The sequence below is a fragment of the Solidesulfovibrio fructosivorans JJ] genome, from assembly GCF_000179555.1.
Taxonomy (GTDB): Bacteria; Desulfobacterota; Desulfovibrionia; order Desulfovibrionales; family Desulfovibrionaceae; genus Solidesulfovibrio; species Solidesulfovibrio fructosivorans.
Genome location: NZ_AECZ01000023.1, coordinates 23,020 through 48,004 on the forward strand (window position 1 = coordinate 23,020; position 24,985 = coordinate 48,004).

A 24,985-nucleotide genomic window follows, 5' to 3' on the forward strand; every position below is an offset into this window, starting at 1 on the left:
CGTTGCGCCTCGACACCGGGTCGATTGCGGCGACAACCGCGCCAGCGGCGAAGCGCCGCATGGAAGAAGATTACGGGTGAGTTGCGCGCTGTGCGTGACGGAGCGTTGATTCGTGGATGTACGGACTGTTGGGATCGTTGTCGGCCTGCTTGTCGCGGCCTATCTCGTTGGAAAGTTTTTTTGGTGGCGCAAGGGCGGAGAGAAGAGGGAGTATTATTCCCTGGATTTCGATTTCAGCGTCTTCAAGCGGAAAAAAGTCTTCACGCAAAACGAAAGCAAGTTTTTCGAGCAGCTTGAGAAGCTCGTGGGCAGGCGATACCATGTTTTGTCCATGGTGCGTCTGGCCGATGTCCTGCGCATCGACAATGACAAGGGCAATCTGAAATACGCCGATCGGGGCGCGTATTACGCGGCATTCAACCGGGTGTCGAAGATGCACCTGGACTTTGTCGTCATCACGCGGCCCGGCCACTATGTCGCCTGCATCATCGAGCTCGACGACAGCTCCCACGACGGCTATCCGCTGAAAGACCGGTTCAAGGACGAAGTGCTCCGGACCCTAGACCTGCCCATGGTGCGCATCAAAGCCAAACCCGACGGTAACTACACCCCGGAATACATCCGGGAACACCTGCAAGGGCTCCTCTGAAAAGGAACACAGGCGTGCAACAGACGGTCTCCCCCGCGAAAGAGGGCGGTTCCGGCGGCGCGGCCGCCTATCGCAAGCGCATTCTCCACGGCGTCATGGCCGGGGTGGTGGGGCTCACGGCGGCTTGGCTGCTGTCCCTGACCGGCATCGTGACCTCGTTCGAGGCCCGCACCTTCGACTGGCGGGCCCGGCTGCTCGCGCCGCGCGACGGCGGCTCGGACGCGGTGCGCCTCATCCTCCTCGACCAGCCCAGCCTTGACTGGGCTGCCAAGGAAAACGGCCTGTCCTGGCCTTGGCCGCGTGAGGTCTACGGCGCGATTCTGGATTTCTGCCGGCGCGGCGGAGCCAAGGCCGTGGCCTTCGACGTGCTCTACACCGAACCCTCGACCTACGGCGTGGCCGACGACACGGCCTTTGCGGCGGCCGGCAAAAAGTTGGGCAATTTCGCGCTGCCCGTCTTTCTGGGGCGCGAAACGGGCAAGACGAACGTCTGGCCGGCCGATGTGCCGCCCGATCCCCTGGCCATAAAGGGCCTCAAGGCCTGGCTGGACAAGGTGCCGGTAAACGAAGCCCCGGTCTACCCCAAAGCCGCCTTTCCCGTGCCCGAAGTGGCGGCCGGGGCGAAAATCCTCGGCAACGTCAGCCAGGACCCGGAATTCGACGGCATCTACCGCCGCGTCAATCTCTTCGGCATCTTCGACGGCAAGGCCGTGCCCTCGCTGCCCCTTGCCGCCCGCATGCTGGTCGAGCCGAACCTCGATGCCGCCATCGCCGGCCATGCCCTGCGCCTGGGGCCGGTCACCGTGCCCCTCGACGACGCCGGCCGGGCCATCCCCCGCTGGCGGCGCTCGTCGGATTTTCCGGCCGTGTCCGCGGCGGCGGTCATCCGCAGCGAGCTGACCCTGCTCGAAGGCGGCAAGCCGGCCCTCGATCCGAATATCTTCAGGGGCCGCTACGTGCTCTTCGGCTTCTCCGCCCCGGGACTGCTCGACCTGCGCCCCTCGCCTGTGGCCGGCGTCACCTCGGGCGTGGAAATCCATGCCCAGACACTGCAAAGCCTGCTGACCGGCGATTTCCTGCGCGTCATCCCCCACTGGGCCGGCTGGTGGCTGGCCGGCGGCCTCGCCGTCGTCGCCGGACTGGCCGTGACCCTGACTACCGGGGCCATGGCCGGCGCGGGCGTCATCATCCTCTTCCTGCCCCTGCCGCTGCTCATCGCCCTGGCCGCCTACGCCATGGGAAGCTGGCTGCCCCTGGCCCTACCGCAACTGGCCGTGGCCGGGTCTCTCGTCACCGCCGTGCTCATCGGCTACGCCACCGAAGGCCGCCAGAAACGCTTCATCAAATCCGCCTTCCGCCAATACCTGAGCCCAGACGTCATCGAAGCGCTCATCGCCCACCCCGAGCGCATGAGCCTCGGCGGCGAGCTGCGTGAACTGACCATCTTCTTTTCCGACCTCCAGGGATTCACCGGCATCTCCGAAGGCATGACGCCCCAGGAGCTGACCGCGCTCTTGAACAAGTACCTCACCGCCATGACCGACATCATCCTGGAGGAAGGCGGCACCGTGGACAAATACGAAGGCGACGCCATCATCGCCTTCTGGAACGCGCCCCTCGACCAGCCGGACCACGCCGCCCGGGCCGTGCGCGCGGCCCTACGCTGCCAGGACAAACTGACCGAACTGCGCCCCGCCTTCCGCGAACGCTCGGGCCACGACCTGCACATGCGCGTCGGCCTCAACACCGGCCAGGCCGTCGTCGGCAACATGGGGTCGGATTCCCGCTTCGACTACACCATGCTCGGCGACGCCGTGAACCTCGCCTCGCGCCTCGAAGGCATCAACAAACAGTTCGGCACCTACACCATGATCTCCAAAGCCACCCGCGACGCAGCCGGCGACGCCTTCGCCAGCCGCCGCCTCGGCCGCGTGGCCGTGGTCGGCCGCGCCGAACCCGTGGACGTCTACGAACCGCTCTGGCCCGCCGCCGCCGCTTCCCTCGCCGCTACCCACGACGCCTACGCGGCAGCCCTGGCCGCGTTTATCGCCGGCGACTTCCAGGCCGCCCTGGCCGGCTTTACCGCCTTGGCCGCCGCCGACCCCGCCGCCGCTTCGTACGTGAAGCGTTGCGAGGCGCTCATCGCTTCCCCGCCGGCGGGGGAATGGAATGGCGTCTTGGTGATGACGTCGAAGTAGGGCGGCCAGGGGCTCCGCCCCTGGCCCCCGCCGGGGGGCCCGTGGCCTCCCGGCGGGGGCGCGGGGGCAGAGCCCCCGCTTGCTTGCTCGCGTGCCGCCTGCCTACCGCACGGCCTCGGGCAGGGTGAGGACCCAGAGTTCGGTCTTGTCGGTGGTGGGGGTGATGGCGAAGGTGGTGGGGACGGGTTTGCCGTCGTGGGACAGCTGGCCGCCCGGGGCGAGCTGGTAGTCGCCGGGCTTTTTGACGGGCTTGCCGTCTTTGGCGGCGACGGGGTTCTTCGGCTTGATGGTCATGCCGAAGTCGTTGTCGGAGGTGAGGATGAGGGTCTTGTGGTCCGGGGCGATGGACAGGCCTTCGGCTTTTTCGGCGCTCCAGCCCAGGGCGCGCAGGTCGGCGACCTTGGTTTTTTTGGCCAGTTTGACGCCGAGTTTTTCCAGTTCGGCCGGGTCGGAGACGGTTTCGAGGGGCTTGCCGTCGGGGGCGGTTTTGCCGGTCAGGTCCGTGGCCTGGGAGAGGTCGATGGCGTAGAGGATGTTGCGCATTTTTTTATCCGCGCCTTTGCCTTGTTCCACGGTGAGGAGTTTGGTCGGCGAGACGGCGGTCAGGTCGCCGAGTTTGGCGTCGGCGTTTTTCTTGTAGGCTTCGGTGTCCAGGGGATAGCCGAACATGCGGGTCTTGCCGGTTGCCGGGTCGAGTTCCACGATGCGGATGAAGGGGGCTTTGGAGGCTTTGACCTTGCCGTCGACGTCGAGGATCGACTGCACGGCGGCGAAGACCTTGCCGTCCTTGGTCACGGCCACGCCTTCGAAGCCCCGGTTGGGCTGCCGTTTGGCCACGATTTCGGGCAATCCCTGGCCGGGGCCGTATTTCTTGATGATTTTCCCGGTGGCGGCGTCGACGTTGACCAGAAAAGGGCCGTATTCGTCGCACAGCCACAGGCTGCCGTTCGGGGCCACGGCGATGCCTTCGGTATCGAGGCCATTGACGTCCGTGGGCAGCACGGACAGGTCGGCGGCCAGCGGCGTTTCGCCGGTGCTGCCCACGGCGCCCTTGGGCAGGGGGCGGCCGGAGATGGGCTTGCCGGCGGCGGTCAGAAGCGGCGTGATGGCGAGGACTTCCACCTTGCCGTCCTTGACGCGCAGCTTGGCCAGGGACGGGGTGTAGTTGGGAGCGGGGAAGATTTTCGCCGGTTCGGGCTTGGCTCCGGGGCTGGGGACGTAGTCGGGCGCGTCGGCGTTGGGACCGCGATCGCCCACGGCGTAGAGCACGATGGAGCCGTCGGCGTCCTTGCCGGCGAAGACCACGCCGGAACCGAGGCCCAGGGGGAAACCGTCGGGGAAGGCCTTGGCCAGGCTGGCCGGGGCCGGGATGTTGGTCGATTTGGGGGCTTCGACCGTGTATTTCTGCACGGTCGGGGCCTGGGCGGCCAGGGCGCTGGTGGCGGTCAGCATCGCGGCCAGGGCGATGGCGAGGGGACGTGCGGGCATGGGAAACTCCTTACTTTTTCGCAAGGAGTAGCCAACGAATGTGACGCTTGGGCGAACGGAGACGTCACGCGAATTTCACGGAAGCGGCACCGGGGCCGTGAAAACGGCCGGGAAAAAGATGCTCGTCAGTCCGGCGAAAAGGCCGGTGAGGGCCATGAGGGTGGTCAGGAAGGCCGCGACCAGCATGAGCTTGTGGCGCAGGGCGTTTTCCTGGGGCATGACCACGCCGAGGCACAGCAGCGTGAGCAGCGTGCCGGTGCCGTAGAGGGCCACGGCGATGGTCAGGCGGCGGGACAGTTCGCCGACCAGGGGCAAAAAGCCGGCCAGCAGCCAGCCCATGGCGGCCAGGACGGCGATCTGGCCCAAGAAGCCGATGCGGGCCGTCAGGCGCAGGGTGAAGTTGTAGTAATCGCGGCCGAAATCGTCCTTGTCGCGCCGCCAGACCAGCCAGGCTCCGGTGAAGATGCCGGCCAGGGATATCGACAGGGTGATGCCGAGGGCAAGGAGTCGCCAGAACAGGGACCCGGCCGGAGGCAGCAGGAATTCGGGGCCGGTCGGGGCGGGCAGGGCGAGGCTTAGGGGGCGCAGGGTGGCCAGGCCGGTGTAAAAGGCGATCCACAGAAGCACCGTGGCCGCGAGGCCGATGACGGCGTGCAGGACTTTTTGGTTTTTGAGGCGCTGCCACAGGCCCCGGTAGGCCAGAAAAGCGGCCGCGCCGAGGATGACGGGGCCGGCCACGGCGGCCAGGGGCAGGGGAATGCCGCAGACGTAGGGGGCTTTTTCCGGCAGGAGAAACCACAGCGCGGCCAGGGCGGCGCACAGGACCACAAAGACCCACAGTCCGCCGAGCAGGGCAAAGGTGGAGGACTGTTGTCCGAACTTGTTGATGAATATCTTCAGCCGCTTGGCTTTGTGCAGGCCCGTCAGGGAGGTGATGGCCGGCACGGAGGCGGCGGCCAGGGCCAGTCCCAGATGCATGGCCAAAAGGAGCATGACCGCCCAGAAGATTGCGATGGGAATGGCCTCGGTCATGAGGAGCGTTCTCCTTTGTGGAGTCGGGGTTGGCGCGGGGATGGCGCAAAGCGGACATGACGCCGTGAAACGCCACGCCTTGCCGTCGGCTTTTGCCCTAAATTCCTTTCGGATGCAACAAACGGACGCGCAGCGTGGGCAATGTCGCAAAATCGGCTTGCGCAACGCGCCCCCCTGACGTAGTTTCTGGCGGAACTTGAATGGGTTGCCAATCTTTTACCCCTGCATTGCGTCATGAGCGGAAAGCGACTTGTTACGACGGCCTCGGCCATATGTCTCTCCTGTTTGCTCGGTGCATGTGGGCCGGGCAACACGTTGCCCGTGGGCAAAGGCAGTGATGCCTTCCGGCTCAAGGCCGTGGAGTCCTCCCTGGAGAAAGCCGAGGCGACGCTCAAGGAATTGGAAACGCGCCAGACCAAAAACGACGGACAATTGGCCGCGTTGGAAAAGCGGGTCGGCGAGATTCAGGCCGCGCTCCACGCACAGGGGGTGAAAACCCCGGAGGCGGCCATTCCCCAGGGCAGCGCCCTGGGCATGGGTTTCGTCAATCCCGGGGCCGCGCCCGAGTCTCCCCAACCCGGAGAAAAGGCCGGAGTTCCCGCGACGCCGCCCGCACCGGGGCCGTCGGCCCGGTCCGAGCGCCCCCAGACCCTTGGCGGGGAGGGCATTCCCATGCCGCCTCTTGGCAGTGTGCCGCCGTCCAAGATCCAGTCCACACCGCGCCCGGCCACGCCCCCCAAGGGGCGTCGCGGCTATGGCCGGGTGGGACAGCCCGAAATACCGACCACGCCCGAGGCCGCCATCGCCGCCGACAAGGCCGCCACAGCGGCCACGCCTCCCGTCACCCCGCCGTTGCCCGTAACGCCAGCGGAGAAAAGGCCGGCCGCGGCGACCGCGCAACCGCCCCAAACGCCGCCTGTCGCCGGTCCGGCCGCCACACCTGCCGCGCCGCCGGCCACCGCCACGGCAGCGCCCGCTCCCACGGAGCCTGCCGCGCCGCCGGTTTCGCCCGTGCCCGCGGCCACCCCGGAGCCGTCCCCCAAACCGGTCCCCGCCGGCGGCGGATCGGGACCGGGCGGCTATGCCGAGACGGCTTCCCCGGCCGAAAAGGCCGCCTACAACAGAGCCTTGCAACTGGCCATAAACGGCAACGCCGGCGCGGCCAAGGCGGCCTTCGAGCAGTTTCTGGCCGCCAATCCCAAAAGCCCGCTGGCCCCCAACGCCCTCTACTGGGTGGGCGAGGGAGCTTTTTCCTCCGGCGACTACAAGACCGCCATCGGCGACTTCGAGAAAGTGGCCAAGGGCTGGCCCGGGCACAGCAAGGCCGCCGACGCCCTGTACAAGATGGCCATGGCCCAGGAGAAGACCGGGGACACGGCCGAGGCCAGGGCCTCGTACGAGCGCTATCTCAAGGATTACCCCAACGCGGAACTGGCCGGCCTCGTGCGCCAGAAACTCCAGACACTGCCCAAATGACCGACGAGCAGGCCGCGCCCGAAGCCGCCTGGACGGGCGATGCCGCGTTCGTCGCCGAACTCGAGGCCTGCCTGCGCCTGCGCCGCGCTCCCGGCATCGGCCCCCGGACCTGGAAGCGCATTTTCGACCGGTACGATTCGGCCGTCGACGCCGTGGCCGACGCGCGCGCCTTCGGTCCACGGGGGCTTTGCGACGACGCGGTCGCGGCCGGGCTCGCCCGGGGCGTCTCCACCGAGGCCGCTAAGCGGGAGATCGAAGCCGCCGCCGCCAAGGGCCTTCTGCCTCTGCCGTATTTCCATCCCGCCTACCCGGCGCGGCTGCGCGACCTGCCCGATCCGCCCGTGGCCCTCTACGTCGTCGGCGACGCGCGGCTTCTTTGCGCCCCCTGCGTGGCCATGGTCGGGGCCAGGCAGTGTTCGCGCTACGGCTTCGCCGCCGCCCACGACATCGCGGCCGGGCTTGCCGCCAGCGGCATCACCGTGGTGTCCGGGCTCGCCTACGGCATCGACCGCCAGGCCCATCTCGGCGGACTGACCGGTCCCGGGCGCTCCGTCGCCGTGTGCGGCACCGGGCTCGACCTGGTCTATCCCGACGCCAACCTCGACGTCTGGCGCGCGCTCGCGGCCGAAGGGGCCATCATCAGCGAATTTCCCCCGGGCACGCCGCCCCAGTCCCAGAATTTCCCCATTCGCAACCGCATCATCGCCGGGCTGTCGCTCGGGGTCATGGTGGTGGAAGCGGCGGCCCGTTCGGGCAGCCTCATCACCGCCCGGCTGGCCCTGGACCAGGGCCGCGAGGTGTTCGCCCTGCCCGGACCGGTCAACCTGCCCACCTATGCCGGCTGTCACGCCCTGCTCGCCCAGGGGGCCAGGCTCGTGCAGACGGCCGAGGACATCGTAACCGCCCTGGCCAGGGAACTGGCCGCCTTCGTGGACATGCCGCGTCCCGCGCCGCCCGTCGCCCCGAAACGCGCTCCCGCCGCTTCCAAGCGCGCCCCCGCGTCGTCCAACAAACCGTCCGTACCGCCCGCGCCGCCCGTCGCCCCTTGCGCCCCCGTTGCCCCGCCGTCGGATCTTTCGCCGCTCGAGGCCGCGATCGTCGGGCTTCTGGCCGACGGCAGCAAGCGCCACATCGACGCCCTGGCCCGGACCCTCGATGCCGCTTCCGGCGCGCTGAGCCAGGCCCTGGTGCTGCTCGAGATGAAGGGTCTTGTGCGGAAATGGCCGGGCATGTACTACACCCGGGAAGTGGAAGGGTAACGCGACCCATGCAGAAAATCCCCCTCAACCTGGCGCGGCCGGGTATGATACTGGCCAAGCCCGTGGCCAGACCCGACGGTATTGCCGTGGCCGCCGCCGGCTCCGAACTTTCCGAAAGCCTTCTTTCCCGCTTCGAGTCCATGGGCGTGGAGCATCTGGTGGTCGAGGGCGAACCGATCAGCCTCGACGGCCCGGGCGGCGCCTCGTCGTTCGACAAGCGCCTGGAGCGGCTTCCCTTCCTTTTCCGCAAATATCCCGACGACAAGTGGATGGGGCAGATCCGGCGGCTTCTGGACAACTATTTCCACATGAAATCGGCTTCCAGCGCGGCCATGCTCGCGGCGGCCAAGGCGGCCAAAGAAACCGAAAACGCCGCGCCAGATTCGGCCGGAACGGGCGGGTCGGGCGCTTCGGCGGCCAAGGACAGGGGGGCCGCGAAATGACCGAGGACCTGCGCACCGAGCGCAAGGACCGCATCCTGGCCGTGCGCGACCTGCCCACCCTGCCCAAGGTGCTCGAGGAGGTGAGCAAGCTCGTCGAGCGCCCGGATTCCACCACCGAGCAGGTGGCCAAGCTCATCAGCATGGACCAGGTGCTTTCGGCCAAGGTCCTCAAGATGGTCAATTCGCCGGTCTACGGCTTTCCCGGCCGCATCAGCTCCATCGGCCACGCCCTGGTGCTTTTGGGCTTCAACGTGCTGCGCTCGATCATCGTGTCCACCTCGGTTTTCGAGGTCATGACCGAAAACATGGTCGGCCTGTGGGAGCACAGCCTGGGCTGCGCCATGGCCTGCGGCGCCACGGCGCGCATGCTCGGCTTCAAGGACGCGGAGGAGTATTCCGTGGCCGGGCTGCTGCACGACCTCGGCAAGGTGGTGGCCACGGTCCAGCTGCCGGACCTCAAGCCCGAGATCGAACGGGTGGTGGCCGAGCGCGACCTCTATTATCTCGATGCCGAGCGCGAGGTGCTGGGCTTCGGCCACGACCGCATCAACGCCTGGCTGTCCGGCCACTGGAAACTGCCGGCCAACATCAAGGAGGGGCTCACCTACCACCACAAGCCCCACCTGGCGAGCCTGTACCCCGAAATGGCCAGCGTCGTGCATCTGGGCGATTTCATGGTGCGGGTCTTCGAATACGGCTTTTCCGGCGACGTCGGCGTGACCTACCTGCGGCCCGAGGCGCTCAAGATCCTGAAGCTCAAACCCGCCCACGTCGAGAAACTCCTGGATCACCTGTGCGAGCAGTTCGTGGAGATCGCCGACCTGTCGTTCGCCTGAACCGCCATGGCAGACACGCCCCTTTGCCTTTTCCCCAGATCCCAGAAAATCATGCTCCTGAGCCCCGATCAGGAGCTGGTGGCCCTTTTCGGCCAGGCTTTTTCGCCGGACGAGGTCGAGCTGCTCGATAGGCCGTGCGGCCGGGGGGCTATCGAACACCTGTTCAACGACCCGCCGGACCTGCTCGTGGTGGACCAGAAGCTCGACGACATTCCGGGGCTCGATCTGGTGGCCATGGTCAAAAGCGAGAACGTCTACCGGCAAATGCCCGTGGCCCTGGTCATGGACGAGGCGGCCCTGGCCGCCCGGGACATCGACTGGTGCGCGACCGAGGTCGACGAACTGCTCACCCGGCCGCTCGACGCCGTCATGCTGCGGGCGCGGGTGTCGCTGACCCTGGCCCGTGCCTCCCGTTCCCTCGACGCCAATCCCCTGACCAAGTTGCCGGGCAACACCTCGATCATCGGCCGCATCCAGGAGCTCATCGACCGCAAGGAGGATTTCGCCCTGGCCTACGCCGACCTCGACTATTTCAAGTCGTTCAACGACAAGTACGGCTTTTCCCGGGGTGACGAGATCCTCATGATGACGGCGCGCATCATCGTCAACACGGTGCGGGCCGTGGGCGGCCAGAAGGCCTTTGTCGGCCATGTCGGCGGCGACGACTTCGTCTTTATCCTGCCGCCGGACCGGGTGGAGGACGCCTGCAAGGCCGTGGTGGCCAGCTTCGATGATATCGTGCCCCATTTCTACGACGCCGAGGACCGCGAGCGCGGGTTCATCCAGTCCACGGACCGCGAAGGCAACCGCCGCTCCTTCCCGCTCATGGCCATTTCCATCGCCGTGGTCTTTAACCGTAACGGCCGGCTCACCCACTACGGCGAGGCGTCGCAGACGGCCATGACGCTCAAGAAAAAGGCCAAGGAAAATCCCCGGAGCTGCTATGTCCTCGATCGACGCCAGTACTGAAGGGCGGGGGCCCGCCACGCCGGCCCGACCGGAGACGGTGGCCGCTTTCCTCGATTATCTCGCGGCCCAGAAGGGCTATTCCCCGGCCACCCTGGCCGCCTACGGCGTGGATCTGGATCAGTTCGAGGAATTTTTGCGCGGTCGGGGCATAAGCCTCGCCACACCGGAAAAGGTGGCCCGCGAGCACGGCCGGGGCTTTCTGGCCGAGCTGCACCGCCGGCGGGAGGCCAAGACGTCCATGGGGCGCAAGCTTTCGGCCCTGCGCGGCTTTTTCCGGTACATGCTGCGCAAGAAGCTGGTGGCGGCCGATCCGTTGGCCGGGCTCAAAAATCCCAAGACGGACAAACGCCAGCCCAAGGCGCTCAACGTGGACGAGGCCGTGGCCCTGGTCAGCCCGGCCCCGGGCGCGCCGGCCGCCGACGGATCGCGCGAGGCCTGCCGCGACCTGGCCCTGGCCGAGCTTTTGTACGGCTCCGGGCTGCGCGTGGCCGAGGCCGTGGGGCTCGACCTCGACGACGTGAGTATCGCCCAGGGCGTGGCCCGGGTCTACGGCAAGGGCGGCAAGGAGCGCTTGGCCCCCCTAAGCGACGCGTCCCGGGAGCGGCTGCGGGAATACGCCATGCGCCGGGCGGAATTCACCCCCGATCCCCGCGAGCAGGCGTTTTTTCTGGGCTCGCGCGGCGGCCGGCTGAACCGCCGCCAGGCGGCGCGCATCGTCGACGCCCTGGCCAGGGAGGCCGGCATCGCCAAGCACACCCACCCGCACATGCTGCGCCACAGCTTCGCCACCCATCTGCTCGAATCCGGGGCCGACATGCGCAGCGTCCAGGAACTGCTCGGTCACGCGCGCCTCTCCACCACCCAGCGTTACACCCACCTTGAGCTTGCCCGCATCATGCAGGTCTACGACAAGGCCCACCCGCGCTCGGACGAAGCGGACTGCGGCCACAGCATCCCGAAAAAAGACTGAAACGCCGTCTTTAACCGGGATATTGCCGCAGGGCGGATGTTTCTCTATGGTCGGGCACTTTACAATTTCTCGGGAGGACACCTCATGTCGCGCCGCCTGTCGCTTCTGTGTCTGCTGCTGTCTCTTGTCGCCGCTACCGCAACTGCCTGGGCCGGGGAATTCGACTGCGCCAAGCCGCCCTACGGCAAGCCGCTGGCGGATGTGAATGACCACGACTATTTCGTGAAGTTCATGGAGAAGGATGGCGTCACCTACTACAATTATACCGGGCCCTGCCGGCTGGGCGTGCATGAGCGCCTGGCCCCGGTGATCGTCTACGGCGTGGTCGACGGCAAGCTCTATGGTCGCATCATGCGCACCGAGCACGACAACATCGACATCATCAAGCAGGTGACGACGAAGCTGGCCGGCACGCCCGAGACGGAGACGGAAGGCGACTGGCTGGTGATGTCCTGGGATTTTCCGGAAAAGAAGATGAAGATGAAGCTCAAGTACAACAATGCGACCAAGGCCACCAAATCGGCTGTCTACTACGAGCCCCTGCGCCCGAAAAATACCGAGCCCGAGGATTCCCTGAACCGGTAGCGCGTCCGGGGAATGGGGCGCGGTCGTCCCTCGTCCTACGTGTCCGAGGCGGCGGCGACGCCGCCCGGGCGCGCCCCGCAGGCCGGACGGAAATCGCAGTAGGCGCAGCGCCGGTCGTCCGGGCGCGGGGAAAAGCGCGTGGCCATGGACAGGTGGCGCAGCACGAAGGCCAAAAGCGCCGGCGTCTGGCCGGTGATGGCCTCCTCGCGGGCGCTCTGGTCGCGGCGCGGGCCGAAAAGGGGCTTTTCCCGGCCCGTTTCCTTGAGCTCCACAAAGGCGGCGTCGGCCGGGGTCTCGCCCTGGCTTGCCGCATACAGCCAGCAGTATAGCGGCAGTTGCAGGCTGCCCACGCGTCTGGCCACGGTCTCGAGCAGTTCCGGGTCGTCGTCCGGGGCGGTGAACCGGGACAACCGGCCCCACAGCGCCTCATCGTCCCAGAGCGATTGCGTCAAAGCCGGCAGGCCGCCGGTCTTGTAATCCAAAATCACGATGCCGTCCTCGCGGCGGTCCACCCGGTCGAGCCGGCCGCCGAGCAGAAAACCGCGCCCGGCCGTCTCGATGCTCGCGGCGAGCTCGGTTTCGAGGGCCACAGGCGTGGTGCGCGGCAGGCCGGCGGCCATGGCGGCAAGGCGCGTGCGCCCGGCCCGCAGCAAAAGCAGCCGGCCGTCCGGCGGCAGGGCCTCGTAGGCGGGATGGACGCGAAGGCGCGTTTCGAAAAGATCGGCCAACGCGGCAGCGTCGATGTCCGCCGCGTCGATGTCGCGTCCGAGATAGGGCGTGAAAAATTCCTTCAGCGTATCGTGGACCACCTGCCCAACAGCCGCCCGGTCGCCTTCCTCGGCCACCTCGGCCAAAGGGGTGAGCGGCGTCAGGTAGCGGTAGAAAAACCGTAGCGGACAGGTGAGGTAGGTGTCGAGAAAGGTGGCGGACAGGCGCTTTTCGCCGAGGTAGGCGCCCAGGCGTTCGGCCACGGCCGGGGATTTGGGCATGGCGGCGTCGCCTTCCGGAATGGGGCAAAGGGGCACCGACACCAGGGACACCGGCGCTTCGCCGGGCAGAAGCACCCGGCCGAGGCGCTTTTCCTCCTCCCACAAAAGCTGTTCCACGAACCGGCTGCGCACCGGCTTGTCCTCGAAAAGGCCCGTGCCCGAGGAACCGGTGCGGTAAAAGACCGTGATCTCCTCGGCCCCGAAAAAAAGCCGGTAGATGTTGTAGGCGGCGACCAGGTCGCGCTCGCGGCTGTCCGGGAGTTTCAAAAGCCGCCGCAGGGGATCGGGCAGGAGCGGTTCGTAGGGCGCGGCCCCGGGCAGCTTGTCCTCCACCGCGTCGAGGACGAACACCCGGCGAAAGGAGAGCAGGCGCGTTTCCAGCACGCCGAGCACTTGCAAGCCGGTGAGCGGTTCGGCCTCGAACGGGGCCCGCTCGTCGGCCAGGAGCCGGCGCAGCAGGGCGAAAAGCGTTTCGCGGGGCAGGACCGCGTCGGCCAGCCGGCCGCCGGTCAGGGCCGGGACCACGTTCGTGGCCAAGCGAAAGAGGCACTCGGCGTCGATGAGAAACCGTTCCCAGGCGTCGCCGCAACGCGCCGGGGCGAGCAGCAGTTCGCACAGTCCGCCCACGGCGTTGCCGAGCGCCCGGGGCGTGTCCACGTCCTCGAAGGCGGTCAGGCACGTCCCCAGAACCTCCCGGCACAGGGCCAGGGCTTCCTCGGGCGGCGGGGCCTCCTCGTCGCCGAATTCCAGGGTCAGGGGATCGACGAAGGCGCCGCCCTGGCGCAGGGCCGCCTCCAGGGCGTGGAACACGGCCCGAAGCGGCTCGTCGTCGCCTGTGTGCAGCATCTTGAGGTAGGGATGGCGGATAAGCGCCACCAGCTCGCGCCAGTGGTAGCGGCCGGCATCCAGCCGCGTTTCCTGGAGGGTGAGGATAGTCTCCAAAAGCCTGGCCAGGGACGAGCGGGCCAGGGGATAGCCCATGGAAATGTTGACGTCTTTTCGGGGCAGGATGTGGAGCACCGGGGAGAGCAGGCCGGTGTCGGGCAGCACGATGGCCGTGCCGTCCAGGCCGTCGGCCGCCTGTCCCTCGGCCAGACAGCCTTCCAGGGCCTTGAGCTGGGCGTGGAGGTCGTGGCCCTCGAAAAAACGCAGCTTCTTGGAGGACAGGTTGGCCGTGCCAGCGCCGAGCACCAGGGTGGGGCGGTCGGGATCGTCCTTGCGCCGGGCGCGGCGGGCCTTGCCGCCGGTGATGCAGCCGGCCCGGGCGTTTAAGGTCCCGAGCCAGCGTTTTTGCTCCAGGCAGGCGAAATGCACCCGCGCCCCGGGATTGGCCAGGGCCGGGTCGCCGTGCCAGAGCATCTCCAGGTTTCCCTGGCGCCACAGCGCGGTGAAAAGCGCCTTTTCCGCTCCCGAGGCCACGGCGAAGCCGCAGGCGAAAATCCGCTTGCCGGCAAGGCGCGCGGCCGCTTCCTTGGCGTTTTCCCCGGCCAGGGCCAAAAGGAGCCCCGGCGTGGCCAGGCCCGCCTCGAGCATCTTTTCCCGGTACCGGGCGTAGATGGTGCCCAGGCGAGCGAGCAGCGCGGCGGCGGGCGGCACCACCTGCCCCTCCAGGTATTCCAGGTCCCGGCCGGGCACGTTGTGGCGGAAAAGCTCCTCCATCAGTTCGGCCAGCTCCAGGCCCCAGGGGAAAAAGCGGGCCATGTCCGTGGGAAACGCCCCGGGTTGGTCCCCGCCCCCGTGCTCCGCGGCGATTTCGCGCACAATGTCGTAGAGGAGCGCCACCCGGTCGAGGGTGTCGAGAACGGCCGGCGGGGTCGGCATAAACGACGCGCCGACGTCCGCCGCCCAGTCGCCGACGGCCGTGATCTCGGGCAGGAGCACCGGCTTTGGCAGCTCGGGCATGGCGGCCAGCCGGTCGCACAGGTGCCGCGCCGCCCGGCGTAGGGGGAAGATGACCAGCGTGTCGCGGAAATCGCCGCCGGTCGCGGCCACGAGCCGTTCGGCCACGGCTCCGAAAAATTCCTCGGTCCAGGGAATGACGCCGACGGGTTTCACGAAGCGGCCTCCACGGGCCTGCAGACCCGCTTGTCGAGATAGACGAGAAGCCCTTTCGCCGGCAGTCCGGCCCGGCCGGGCAGGGCGCTTGCCAGGCGCAGATAGCGGGAAACCTGGGTTGCGTGTTCGGGGTCTTCATGGCCGGTCTTGAAGTCGAGCACCAGGGTGTGCTTCGGTCCGGCGAAAAGCAGGTCCGGCCGGTGGCGCGCGCCGTCCGCGTCCATGAGTTCGCGCTCCAGGAGACCTTGGGCCAGGGCCTCCCGGCAGTCGGGCAGGCCGGCCAGCCAGACCAGCATGTCCGTAAATTCCCCGGCCAGCCGGTCGCGAAGGCCCGCATCCAGGCGCTCCCCGCCAAGGGCCGTGGCCGCGGCGCGCCGGGCGGCGGGCGTCGGGTCGGCCGGGTCATGGCCCAGGCGGGCGAAGGTTTCGGCGGCCAGGTGGGCCAGCTCGCCGCGCCGTTTTTCGGAAAAGCGCAGGCTGTCGCGGATATCGCGGGCCACGTTGCGGTAGACCTTGAGGCGCGGCAGCCAGGCCATGGGCGCGTCCACGGCGATGACTTCCGGGACTGTCGCGGCGCGGCGGCCCCCCTCGGCCGTTTCCCCGTCGGCCGGGGCTTCGGGAGCGGCAACCGGGCAGGCGCGGGCAGCGGCTTGCGGCGCGTCGGGCAGGCTCCCCAGTCGGATGGGCCCGCCTCCCGCCGGATCGTGCCCGAAGGCTTCGAACAGGATGGCCAGGGCCTTGGGCAGGGGATAGCGCGAATCCTCGCGCAGCTTGCCGTAGCCCGGCACGAAGGCGTGCAGCTCCACCTCCGGCCGGGTCCAGGCCACGTAGAGCAGGTGCAGTTGCTCGGCCAGCTCGCGGGCCCGGCGCAGGGCATGGTCCGGGCCGAGCCCGGGCATGTCCGGGGCCAGCACCTCGCCTTCCTCCACGTGGCCGACCACGAGGTCCGCCTGTCCGGCCTTGCCCGTGAAATGGTGGAACGGCACGACCACGGCCGGGAACTGGAGCCCCTTGGCCTTGTGGATGGTCATGACGCGCACGGCGTCGATATTTTCCGGCTGGGGCACCTTCTCGTCCGAGCCGAGCTCGCGCCAGAAGTCGAGAAAGGCGGCGATGGAGCCGTAGCCCTTGCTTTCGGCCAGATGGGCGATTTCCAGAAAGCGGCGGATGAAGGCCTCGTCGCCGGGGCGGCGCTCGAGCAGCCTGTAGCCGGCCACGATCTCGCGCAACAGGTCGTAGGGCGCGGCCAATCCGGTCTGGCGCTGGTAGGGGCGGATCAGCCGGTCCCAGACGTCCGGCCAGCGGGCGCGAAAGGCCAGGGACAGCGAACCCCGGTGGGGCAGGCCCGTGACCCATTCGGCCAGTTCGTCGCGGCCGATGCCGGCGATGTCGCCAAAAAGCTCGCGCCCGGAGACGAAGGCGAAAAAGGACAGGCTGTCCGGCGGAAAATCCAGAAAGGCCAGCAGGGCGGCGAGCTGGCGGATGAGCGGATGTTCGGCCAGAAGCAGGCTGTTTTCGGTCACCACCGGGATGCCGGCCCGGATCAGCCAGTCCGCCACCCGGCCGGCCTGGGGATTGGAGCGCGTCAAGACGGCCACGCCGCCCGGTCCGTGGCGCGGGACGAGTTCGTCGGCAAGCAGGCGCACGAGCGCTTCCCGGGCCGCCTCCTCGTATTCGCCGGCCGAGGTCCCGGTCAGGGCGCTTATGCGCACGTGGCCCTGGGGGCCGTGGTAGTCGTCGGGCAGGCTCTGGCGGGCGTCGGTGAAGGCTTGCCCCAGCGCGGCCGCGAGCTGCGGCGCGGCGGAGGCCAGATTCGGGCCAAGCAGGGCGGCGGCCACGCGGTCCGCCGTCTCCGGATCGGCCAGGGGGGCGAAAAAACGGTTGTTAGCGCCGACCACCACCGGGGCGCTGCGCCAGTTGACGGGAAGTGTCTGGCGCGTGACGCCCTCGGTCACCCGGGAAAGTTCGTCGTCGGCCGGGGCCTCGTCGAAAAGGGCCGCGTCGCCGCCGCGCCAGCCGTAGATGGCCTGCTTGACGTCGCCGACGAGATAGAGGCTGCCCCCGCGCGCCAGGCATTCCAGGGCCAATAGCCGCAGCACCCGCCACTGGTCCCGGGCCGTATCCTGGAATTCGTCGATGAGGATGTGGGCCAGGCCGGCCCCCAGCCGGCACCAGGCGTCGGGCACGCCCATGTCGCCGCCGAGCCGGCCGGCCACCAGGCGCGGCCACTGGGAGTGGGGGAGCTTTCGCATCTGGGTGAGGTACGTGGGATAGTCTTCCAGAAGCGCCCCGGCCAGGGCGACGAAGGGGGCCAGCCCCATGGCCGCGCGCAGGGCCGGCAGTTCGCGGTCGCAGGCGGCATGGGCCGCCTGGATCTCGGCGTACAGGCGCTCGAGCTCGGGCGTGACCGCGTCGCGGCTGGCCTTGAGCATGCAGTCGGCAAGCGTCGCCTTGCCGGCGTAGGCGGACTGGGGGGGGGCGTCGGCTTGGGCGGCTTCGCGGCATTTGCGCAGAAAGGCCAGGAAGTTGGCATTGGCCTTGAGCCCGGCCGCGTCCAGGGCGGCGAACATGGCCCCGGCCGCGTTGGCCAGCCGGCCGATGCGCCGCTCGAGGCCCAGGCGCAAAGTCTCGGGCTCGGCCGGATGGACGAGCGGCTCGGCCAGGATCTTTTGGGTGACGGCCAAGATCCGCTCCCGAAAGGGGGCCATGGGCAGAAAACCGGACGCGCCCTGGAGCAGCGCCGCCGCCGCGTCGCCGAAAAGCCGGGCCAGTCCCGGGTCCTCGGGCAGCCGGGCGGCCAGCCGGTCGTAGACGTCGGAAAGAAGCTCCGCGTCGTTGAATGCCGGCTCGAAGTCCGGGCGCAGGCCGAGGTCCAGGGCGAAAATGCGGGCCAAAAGGAACAGCAGGCTGTCGATGGTGCGGATGTTGAGGCGCTCGGCGTGGACGAGCAGCTCTTCCAGCTCGTCGCGGGCCTTGCCCCGGGAGTCGGCGTCCGCGCCGTCCAGGCCCAGGGCGATCTTTTTTAAGCGCGTGAAGACCCGCTCGCGCATCTCGGCCGCGGCCTTGTTGGTGAAGGTCACGGCCAGGATCTCGGGCAGGGCGTAGCCGGCCTCGAGGCTGCCGGCGCAGCTGCGGGGCAGGTTTCGGGCCGTGCGCAGGGCAAGGGAGATGAAGCGCTCGGTTAAGGCGTGGGTCTTGCCCGAACCGGCCGAGGCCTTGACCTGGATCAGCATGGGCGGAGCTCCTTGGCGTGGGGCATGGCGGGCAGGCTACCCTTATGGCCGGTTCGGGGCAATCGTTTCGGCCCGCCGGAAAATGAAGGAAAAGTGGCAGGCTTCTTGCTGCATAGGGCTTGCCCACCGCTTTCGGCCCGACCGGCCGGTCCGCGCGAAACCAGGCTGTCAGGCCGGAAACCCGGCCCGGACGTTGCGGGCGGGGGCGGGAGCGGGCCGGGGGCCGGCGCGATTCGGGAGGAAGAGGGCGGCTGGCCTGTGCCACCGTTTAACAAAATAAAACAACGCTGTGTTCCGGCTGCCGGCGGCGCGCGGCAAGGCGCGTCCCGGGACGGAGGAGCGGATGAAGTCCAAGGCGATCCCCCACATGATCCTGGCCGTGATCCTGGCCGTGGCGGCCGGCGTGCTGACCATCCGCTGGCTGGGCTCGGTGCGTGGGCCGGGGCAGGCCCAGCGTCCCAAGGTCGAAGCGAAAAAGGTCGACGTGCTGGTGGCCGCCAGGGCCATTCCCAAGGGGGCGCGCCTGGACGCGGCCATGCTGCGGCTTAAGCCCTATGAGGCCGAGGCCGTTCCCGGCGGGGCGCTTCGCGCCGTGGCCGAGGCCGAGGGCCGCGTCGCGGCCCGGGACATTTCCAAGGACGACCCCATCACCCCGGACAAGCTTATGGCCAAGGGCGTGACGCGGGGCGGGCTGGACGCGGCCGTCGCCCCCGGCAAGCGGGCGGTCACCGTCAAGGGCACCAAGGTCATGGGCTCGGGGGGACTCGTCACCCCGGGCAGCCGGGTGGACGTCGTGGTCACCTATTCCCGGCCCGGCAAGCAGGAGGAAAAGGTCTCCAAGGTCATTCTGGAAAACATTCCGGTCCTGGCCACCGGCACCGAGCTCGAGCCCCGCATCGGCAAGGACGGCCGGGAAGAGCTGGCCAGCACGGATTCCTTCACGCTCATGGTCACCCCCGAGGAGGCCGAACGGCTGGCCCTGGCGGCCGATCTCGGCAGCATGCACATGGCCCTGCGCAAGCCCGGCGACGACGACGTGGTCAAGACCCCCGGCGCGGACGTGGCCGGGAGCCTGGAGGCCTTTGCCGCCGCGCCGGCCGGACCGCCGACCTCCCCCCTGGAGGGCGCTCCCGACGAGGCCGAGCCCGAGGAGGGCGGCTACAGCGTGGAAATCATCCGGGGCACCGAACGCGAGCGCATCACCCTCGACGGCCAGAACCCGCCAAAGCCTGAGGAGAAAAGCCATGCGCGGCCGTAACTTCACCAAACCGGGCGTCCGGGCGCTCATCTGGCTGCTTGTCTGCGGCATGGCCACGTTGTCCTACGCCGCGCCGGGCCGGATGGGGACCGTGGCCGTGCGCACCGCGCCCAGGCTGTCGTTGACCATCGGCAAGTCGGTCATCCTGCAAAGCGACGCGGACGTGTCGCGGGTGTCCGTGGCCCAACCCGAAATCGCCGATTTCGTGCTGCTTTCCCCGCGCCAGATCTACGTTACCGGCCGGGCGCCGGGCATCACCAACCTGACCCTCTGGGACAAGGGCGACAAGGTCCGGGCCGTCTACGACCTGGACGTGGCCCCGGACATTTCCCGGCTCAAAAAGATGCTCCACGACGTCATGCCCGGGGAGAGCGGCATCGAGGTCATGTCCAGCCAGGATTCCATCGCCCTTTCCGGCACCGTGCGCGACAGCGCGAACATGAAAAAGGCCCTGGCCCTGGCCGAGGTCTACGCGCCGAAGAAGGTGCTCAACCTGCTTTCCGTCGGCGGCGTGCAGCAGGTCATGCTCGAGGTGCGCGTGGCCGAGATGTCCAAGTCCCTGGTCAACCGCATGGGCATCAACCTCAATGCCGTGGGCGACGGCAACTTCGCCTACACGCTCATCGGCAGCCTCTCGTCCGTGGCCTCGGGCATGTTCGACACCTACTATCCCCAAAACGCGTACCAATACATCACCATGACGGCCAACTCCGGGGACGGCAACTCCAGCTTCGATTCAACGCCCATCCAGCTGGCCTACCGGGAGTTCAACCAGCCCTCCAGCAAGGCGACCATGTCCTTCAATCAGGGCACGGCCGTGGCGCGCTGGAACACCAATTTCGGCGGCGCCGGCAACACGGCCATGACCGCCGTCGTCGACATGCTCAAGCAAAACGGACTGGTCAAAATCCTGGCCGAGCCGAACCTGGTCTGCTTAAACGGCCAGAGCGCCGATTTTCTGGCCGGCGGCCAGATTCCCGTGCCCGTGTCCTCGGGGCTCGGCACCACCTCCATCGAGTGGAAGAAGTTCGGCGTGCAGCTCAATTTCACGCCCACCGTCGTGGCCGGCGACCGCATCAACCTCAAGGTCAACCCCGAGGTCTCCAACCTCGACTACACCCGCGCCATCACCCTGCTCGGGTCCACCGTGCCGGCCATCAACACCCGGCAGACCTCGACCACCATCGAGCTCAAAAACGGCCAGACCTTCGCCATCGCCGGCATGCTCAACGAGCAGTCCCGCGACTCCATGGACAAGTATCCCGTGCTCGGCGACATTCCGGTGCTCGGCGCGCTTTTCAAAAGCTCCCAGTACCAGAAGGACCAGACGGAGCTCGTGATCCTCATCACCGCCCATCTGGTCAAGCCGCTCGACAAGAAGGCCATTTCCCTGCCCACGGATTCGGCCCATGAGCCCGACGATCTGGAGTTTTTCCTGGGCATCAGCCGGGACGCAAAATCCGACGCCGGCGCGGCCCAAGGCCAGTCGCTTAGCACCCCGGCCGCCCTGGACGGCGATTTCGGCCATGCCGTGCCCGTGGCCGCCGTGGCCCGGCCCAAGGAAATGCAGTAACCGCGGCGTGCTCCGTCGCAACCGGAAGCATATCCGGCAGGAGGCTCCCATGCACCGCATGACGGCAACGCTGGCGTTTCTCGCCCTTCTCGGCGGCCTTTTCGGCTGCCAGGCGGACAAGACCCAGAGCTGGGACTACGGCAAGTCGTTTCACGCCGTGTTCGACAACCAGAAGATCGACCCCACGGCCGGCGACGATACGCCCGTGGTCGGCATGGACGGGGAAAAAGCGGCCATGGCCTACGACCGCTACCAGCAGGCCAAGCCGTCGGAAAAGGAGTCCGCCGCCAATCCGATCGTCATGGTCAGGGGCCAGTAGCGACGGCGGCCGGGAGGGCAAGGCATGCGCGAGAAGCTTACGGTGTTCCTGGACATGGACGCCTCGGCCGCGCGGCGGGTGTTCGAGGAATGCCTGTCCGAGGACGGCGATTTCGAGGTGATCGGCGACGGAGAGGAGTTCGCCGAGCTGCTCGTGCGCGAACTCGACCCGCAAGGCGGCGAGGAGGCGCTGGAGGCCCTGGCCGAGACCGTGGCCCGGCGGGGCGAACGCGAGGTGTTCCTCACGGCCCAGGCCTACGACGCCGAAGTCCTCATGCGGCTCATGCGCCAGGGTGTGCGCGAATTTTTCCCCCAGCCCGTCAACCACGAGGAAGTGCGCATGGCGCTGTGGCGGCTCAAGGCCCGCCGGGAAAGCCGGCTCGGGCCCATGGCCGGCAAACACGGCGCCATCATCGACGTCTTCGGGGCCAAGGGAGGCGTGGGCACCACCACCGCCGCCGTCAACATCGCCGCCGCCTGTCTGACGCTTCGGCCCGGGGCCTCGGTGGCCCTGGTGGACATGAACCTGCCTTTCGGCGAAGCCCAGCTTTTCCTGGACATCACCCCCAAATACCATTGGGGCGAAGTGCTCGGCAACATCAGCCGCCTCGACGCCACCTACCTCATGAGCGTCATGTCGCGCCATCCCTCGGGGCTCTACCTCCTGGCCCCGCCGAGCCGGCTCGACGACCTCCAGATGGCCTCCCCGGAAAACATCTCCAGGCTCCTGGAGCTCATGCGCCAGGTCTTCGACACCGTGGTCATCGACCTCGGCATGTACCTCGACGAAATCACCCTCAAGGTCATGGACATCTCCGACGCCATCGTGCTCGTGTGCGTCCAGAATCTGCCCTGTTTGGCCAACGTGCGCCGGTTTTTGGAGAATATCCGCCAGGCCGAGGCCGGACTCGAGGACAAACTCAAGATCGTGGTCAACCGCCACCTGCGCGACAGCGACCTTGTGGTGGAGGACATGGAAAAGGCGCTTTCCCTGCCGGTCTTCTGGCGGGTGCCGAACGACTACCCGACGACGCTTACGGCCATAAACCAGGGCAAGACGCTGCTCGAAACCGCGCCCAAGGCACCGGTCACCCGTGCCCTGGCCGAGCTTGCCCGGGCCCTGGCCCCCCCGGTCCCGGAACCGGAACGCAAAAAAGGCCTCTTTGGCCTCAAACGCCTCACCGGCCGCAAGGCGTGAATCCCGGAAGGCCGGGATATTGTTGGGGCCGGGCGCGTGGTGTATGGGGGCATGGGGACCGCTGTTTGAGCCGGCCAGGCCCGGCGCGGCCGGAAGCTGCCGCCCAAGCGGACGCGCGCGGCGGCGAAACGGCGCAAAGGAAATCCACGATGCTCAAATCCATTGATGCCGGAGTCCTTTCGGTTGCCTACGACGAGAGGGGCGATCGCTTAGGCTGGCCCGTGGTTTTGCTGCATGGTTTTCCCTACGACATCCGCGCCTATGACGCGGTCGCTCCAGCGCTTGCGGCCCAGGGCGCGCGGGTGATCGTCCCCTCTCTGCGCGGCTTCGGGCCGACGCGTTTTCTGGACGCGCGCACGCCGCGTTCCGGGGAACAGGCCGCTCTTGGCAGTGATCTTCTGGCGCTTCTGGATGCCCTTGGCCTGGAGCGTGCCGTGCTTGCCGGGTATGATTGGGGCGGGCGCGCCGCGTGCATCGTGTCCGCGCTTTGGCCCGAGCGGGTCATGGGCCTGGTCACGGTCAACGGCTACAATATACAAAACATCGCCCAGGCGGGCGAACCGGACACCCCGGGGAACGAATACCGGTACTGGTACCAGTATTATTTTCATGGCGAGCGGGGCCGGGCCGGACTTGCGCGCAACCGGCAGGATTTTTGCAGGCTTTTATGGCGGCTGTGGTCGCCCACCTGGAACTTCACGGACGACGTGTACGCGGCCAGCGCGGAAAGTTTCGACAACCCCGATTTCGTGGACGTGGTGATCCATTCCTATCGCCACCGCCACGGCCTGGCTCCGGGGGATCCGGCCTATGCGGCGGTCGAGGGCCGGCTGGCCGCGCAGCCGTCCATCGCCGTGCCGACCCTCGCGCTCGACGGCGAGGACGACGGCGTGATGCCCCGTGGACTGGATTGCGGGAACGCGGCGCGCTTCACCGGCCGCTTCGCACACAGGACCATTCCGGGCGTGGGGCACAATCCGCCCCAGGAAGCGCCGGAGGCGTTCGCCCGGGCGGTGCTGGCCGTGCGAGGCTGGGCCTGCGTTGAAGGATTGCATTAAGGGAGCACACGAGCAATGGAACGCGGAAGAACGCCGCTTATGCGGCAGGGGCAGCGGCCCGGGATGCCCGCCGCGACGGAGCGCAAGGAGCCCGGCGTTGCCGTTGACGAGTATTACGAGATCAAGACCCGCATCCATGACCGGCTGATCGACCTGATCGATTTGTCGCTGCTCGACACGCTGGACGCCGGGGCCATCGGCGCGGAGATCGGCAAGCTGGTCGAGCGGCTGCTTCGCGACGAGTTCGCCCAGACCCCGCTCAATCAGGCCGAGCGCGAGCGGATGATAAGCGAGGTCAAGGACGAGATGCTCGGCCTTGGCCCGCTGGAGCCCTTTCTCAAGGACCCGAGCGTCAACGATATCCTGGTCAACTCCTACCGCCAGATCTACGTGGAGCGCGCCGGCAAGCTGGTGCTCACCGAATCGCGCTTCAAGGACAACGATCATTTAAAGAAAATCATCGACCGCATCGTGTCCCGGGTGGGCCGGCGGGTGGACGAGTCCTCGCCCATGGTGGACGCGCGCCTGCCCGACGGCTCGCGCGTCAACGCCATCATTCCGCCGCTGGCCATCGACGGCCCGGCGCTTTCCATCCGCAAGTTCGCCAAGGAAAAACTGACCATCGAGGACTTGATCCGCTTTCGGGCCATGACCCGCGACTTCGCCGAGGTGTTGCAGGGCATTGTCCTGGCCCGGCTCAACATCCTCATTTCCGGCGGCACGGGCACCGGCAAGACGACCATGCTCAACTGCCTGTCCGGGTTCATCCCCCACGATGAGCGCATCGTGACCGTGGAGGACGCGGCCGAATTGCAGCTCAAGCAGGACCATGTGGTGCGCCTGGAATCGCGGCCGCCCAATATCGAGGGGCGCGGCGAGGTGACCCAGCGCGACCTCGTGCGCAACTGCCTGCGCATGCGCCCGGACCGCATCATCGTCGGCGAGGTGCGCGGAGCCGAGGCCCTGGACATGCTGCAGGCCATGAACACCGGCCACGACGGGTCGCTCGCCACCCTGCACGCCAACACTCCGCGCGACGCGCTCATGCGCCTGGAGACGCTTGTGGCCATGGCCGGGCTGACCATTTCGCCGCTTTCGCTCAAGCGCTACATCGCCTCGGCCGTGGACGTGATCATCCAGATTTCCCGCTTTTCCGACGGCAGCAGAAAGCTCGTCAGCTTTCAGGAACTGACCGGCATGGAGGGCGAGGTCATCACCATGCAGGAGATCTTCGCCTTCGAGCAGCGCGGGGTGTCGGCCGACGGCAAGGTCAAGGGCGCGTTTCTGGCCCGGGGCATCCGGCCGAAGTTCGCGGCCAAATTCGAGTCCAAGGGCATTCGGATGCCAAACGGCATCTTCGATCCGCGAAACGTCGTCGAGACCTGATCCGACGGGGGA

Annotated in this window: 19 protein-coding genes; 15 read left to right on the top strand and 4 right to left on the bottom strand. The window is 67.8% G+C overall.

What is annotated here, in order from left to right:
- Positions 1-112: 112 nt before the first annotated feature.
- Together DESFRDRAFT_RS20825 and DESFRDRAFT_RS14905 are read left to right on the top strand one after the other, a co-directional pair.
- Entirely contained in the window at positions 113-649 is a 537-nt protein-coding gene (locus DESFRDRAFT_RS20825; RefSeq protein WP_005995261.1) for a DUF2726 domain-containing protein, read from the top strand.
- Between the two features lie 14 nt (positions 650-663).
- Positions 664-2,847 carry a CHASE2 domain-containing protein gene (locus tag DESFRDRAFT_RS14905; RefSeq protein ID WP_005995262.1) on the top strand — a complete coding sequence of 728 codons (2,184 nt, stop codon included), beginning with the start codon at positions 664-666 and terminating at the stop codon, positions 2,845-2,847.
- Between the two features lie 102 nt (positions 2,848-2,949).
- On the opposite strand, the gene DESFRDRAFT_RS14910 is transcribed toward DESFRDRAFT_RS14905, so the two are convergent.
- Both DESFRDRAFT_RS14910 and DESFRDRAFT_RS14915 read right to left on the bottom strand, forming a co-directional pair.
- The gene (locus tag DESFRDRAFT_RS14910; protein ID WP_005995263.1) at positions 2,950-4,335 is read right to left on the bottom strand and encodes an esterase-like activity of phytase family protein; all 1,386 of its coding nucleotides are present in this window, start codon (positions 4,333-4,335) and stop codon (positions 2,950-2,952) included.
- A gap of 75 nt (positions 4,336-4,410) precedes the next feature.
- Entirely contained in the window at positions 4,411-5,367 is a 957-nt protein-coding gene (locus DESFRDRAFT_RS14915) for a hypothetical protein (RefSeq protein WP_005995264.1), read from the bottom strand.
- Positions 5,368-5,601: 234 nt separating this feature from the next.
- Between DESFRDRAFT_RS14915 and ybgF the strand changes: the two genes are divergently transcribed.
- The 7 genes from ybgF (at position 5,602) to DESFRDRAFT_RS14950 (ending at position 11,905) form a co-directional block, all read left to right on the top strand.
- Positions 5,602-6,843, top strand: a complete 1,242-nt coding sequence (gene ybgF, locus DESFRDRAFT_RS14920; RefSeq protein WP_005995265.1) for a tol-pal system protein YbgF — start codon at positions 5,602-5,604, stop codon at positions 6,841-6,843.
- Positions 6,840-8,102, top strand: a complete 1,263-nt coding sequence (gene dprA / locus DESFRDRAFT_RS14925) for a DNA-processing protein DprA (protein ID WP_005995266.1) — start codon at positions 6,840-6,842, stop codon at positions 8,100-8,102. The genes ybgF and dprA overlap by 4 nt, the downstream gene beginning before the upstream one ends.
- An 8-nt stretch (positions 8,103-8,110) precedes the next feature.
- Positions 8,111-8,545 carry a hypothetical protein gene (locus tag DESFRDRAFT_RS14930; RefSeq protein WP_005995267.1) on the top strand — a complete coding sequence of 145 codons (435 nt, stop codon included), beginning with the start codon at positions 8,111-8,113 and terminating at the stop codon, positions 8,543-8,545.
- Positions 8,542-9,381 (top strand): HDOD domain-containing protein, encoded by an 840-nt coding sequence (locus tag DESFRDRAFT_RS14935; protein WP_005995268.1) that lies wholly within the window; start codon positions 8,542-8,544, stop codon positions 9,379-9,381. Before DESFRDRAFT_RS14930 ends, DESFRDRAFT_RS14935 begins: the two co-directional genes overlap by 4 nt.
- A gap of 6 nt (positions 9,382-9,387) precedes the next feature.
- Entirely contained in the window at positions 9,388-10,350 is a 963-nt protein-coding gene (locus tag DESFRDRAFT_RS14940) for a GGDEF domain-containing protein (protein ID WP_043794977.1), read from the top strand.
- Positions 10,325-11,320, top strand: coding sequence for a tyrosine recombinase XerC (locus DESFRDRAFT_RS14945; RefSeq protein ID WP_005995270.1), 996 nt, complete (start codon positions 10,325-10,327; stop codon positions 11,318-11,320). The genes DESFRDRAFT_RS14940 and DESFRDRAFT_RS14945 overlap by 26 nt, the downstream gene beginning before the upstream one ends.
- 84 nt (positions 11,321-11,404) lie before the next feature.
- Entirely contained in the window at positions 11,405-11,905 is a 501-nt protein-coding gene (locus DESFRDRAFT_RS14950) for a hypothetical protein (RefSeq protein WP_005995271.1), read from the top strand.
- 35 nt (positions 11,906-11,940) lie between these two features.
- Here DESFRDRAFT_RS14950 and DESFRDRAFT_RS14955 read toward each other — a convergent pair whose 3' ends face one another.
- Complete coding sequence (locus DESFRDRAFT_RS14955) at positions 11,941-14,949, bottom strand: PD-(D/E)XK nuclease family protein (RefSeq protein ID WP_005995272.1); 3,009 nt, start codon at positions 14,947-14,949, stop codon at positions 11,941-11,943.
- Positions 14,946-18,182 carry a UvrD-helicase domain-containing protein gene (locus tag DESFRDRAFT_RS14960; protein ID WP_005995273.1) on the bottom strand — a complete coding sequence of 1,079 codons (3,237 nt, stop codon included), beginning with the start codon at positions 18,180-18,182 and terminating at the stop codon, positions 14,946-14,948. Before DESFRDRAFT_RS14960 ends, DESFRDRAFT_RS14955 begins: the two co-directional genes overlap by 4 nt.
- A gap of 343 nt (positions 18,183-18,525) precedes the next feature.
- Here DESFRDRAFT_RS14960 and cpaB point away from each other — a divergent pair, with 343 nt between their 5' ends.
- From cpaB to DESFRDRAFT_RS14990, 6 genes are all read left to right on the top strand, one after another.
- Positions 18,526-19,440 (top strand): Flp pilus assembly protein CpaB, encoded by a 915-nt coding sequence (gene cpaB, locus DESFRDRAFT_RS14965; RefSeq protein ID WP_005995275.1) that lies wholly within the window; start codon positions 18,526-18,528, stop codon positions 19,438-19,440.
- The gene (locus DESFRDRAFT_RS14970; protein ID WP_005995277.1) at positions 19,427-21,013 is read left to right on the top strand and encodes a type II and III secretion system protein family protein; all 1,587 of its coding nucleotides are present in this window, start codon (positions 19,427-19,429) and stop codon (positions 21,011-21,013) included. Before cpaB ends, DESFRDRAFT_RS14970 begins: the two co-directional genes overlap by 14 nt.
- Before the next feature lie 49 nt (positions 21,014-21,062).
- Positions 21,063-21,332, top strand: coding sequence for a hypothetical protein (locus DESFRDRAFT_RS14975; RefSeq protein WP_005995279.1), 270 nt, complete (start codon positions 21,063-21,065; stop codon positions 21,330-21,332).
- A gap of 24 nt (positions 21,333-21,356) precedes the next feature.
- Entirely contained in the window at positions 21,357-22,529 is a 1,173-nt protein-coding gene (locus DESFRDRAFT_RS14980; protein ID WP_005995281.1) for an AAA family ATPase, read from the top strand.
- Positions 22,530-22,678: 149 nt separating this feature from the next.
- Entirely contained in the window at positions 22,679-23,587 is a 909-nt protein-coding gene (locus tag DESFRDRAFT_RS14985; protein WP_005995283.1) for an alpha/beta fold hydrolase, read from the top strand.
- Positions 23,588-23,602: 15 nt separating this feature from the next.
- A complete protein-coding gene (locus tag DESFRDRAFT_RS14990; protein ID WP_005995284.1) occupies positions 23,603-24,973 on the top strand; it encodes a CpaF family protein in 1,371 nt (456 codons plus the stop codon).
- Positions 24,974-24,985 lie beyond the last annotated feature (12 nt).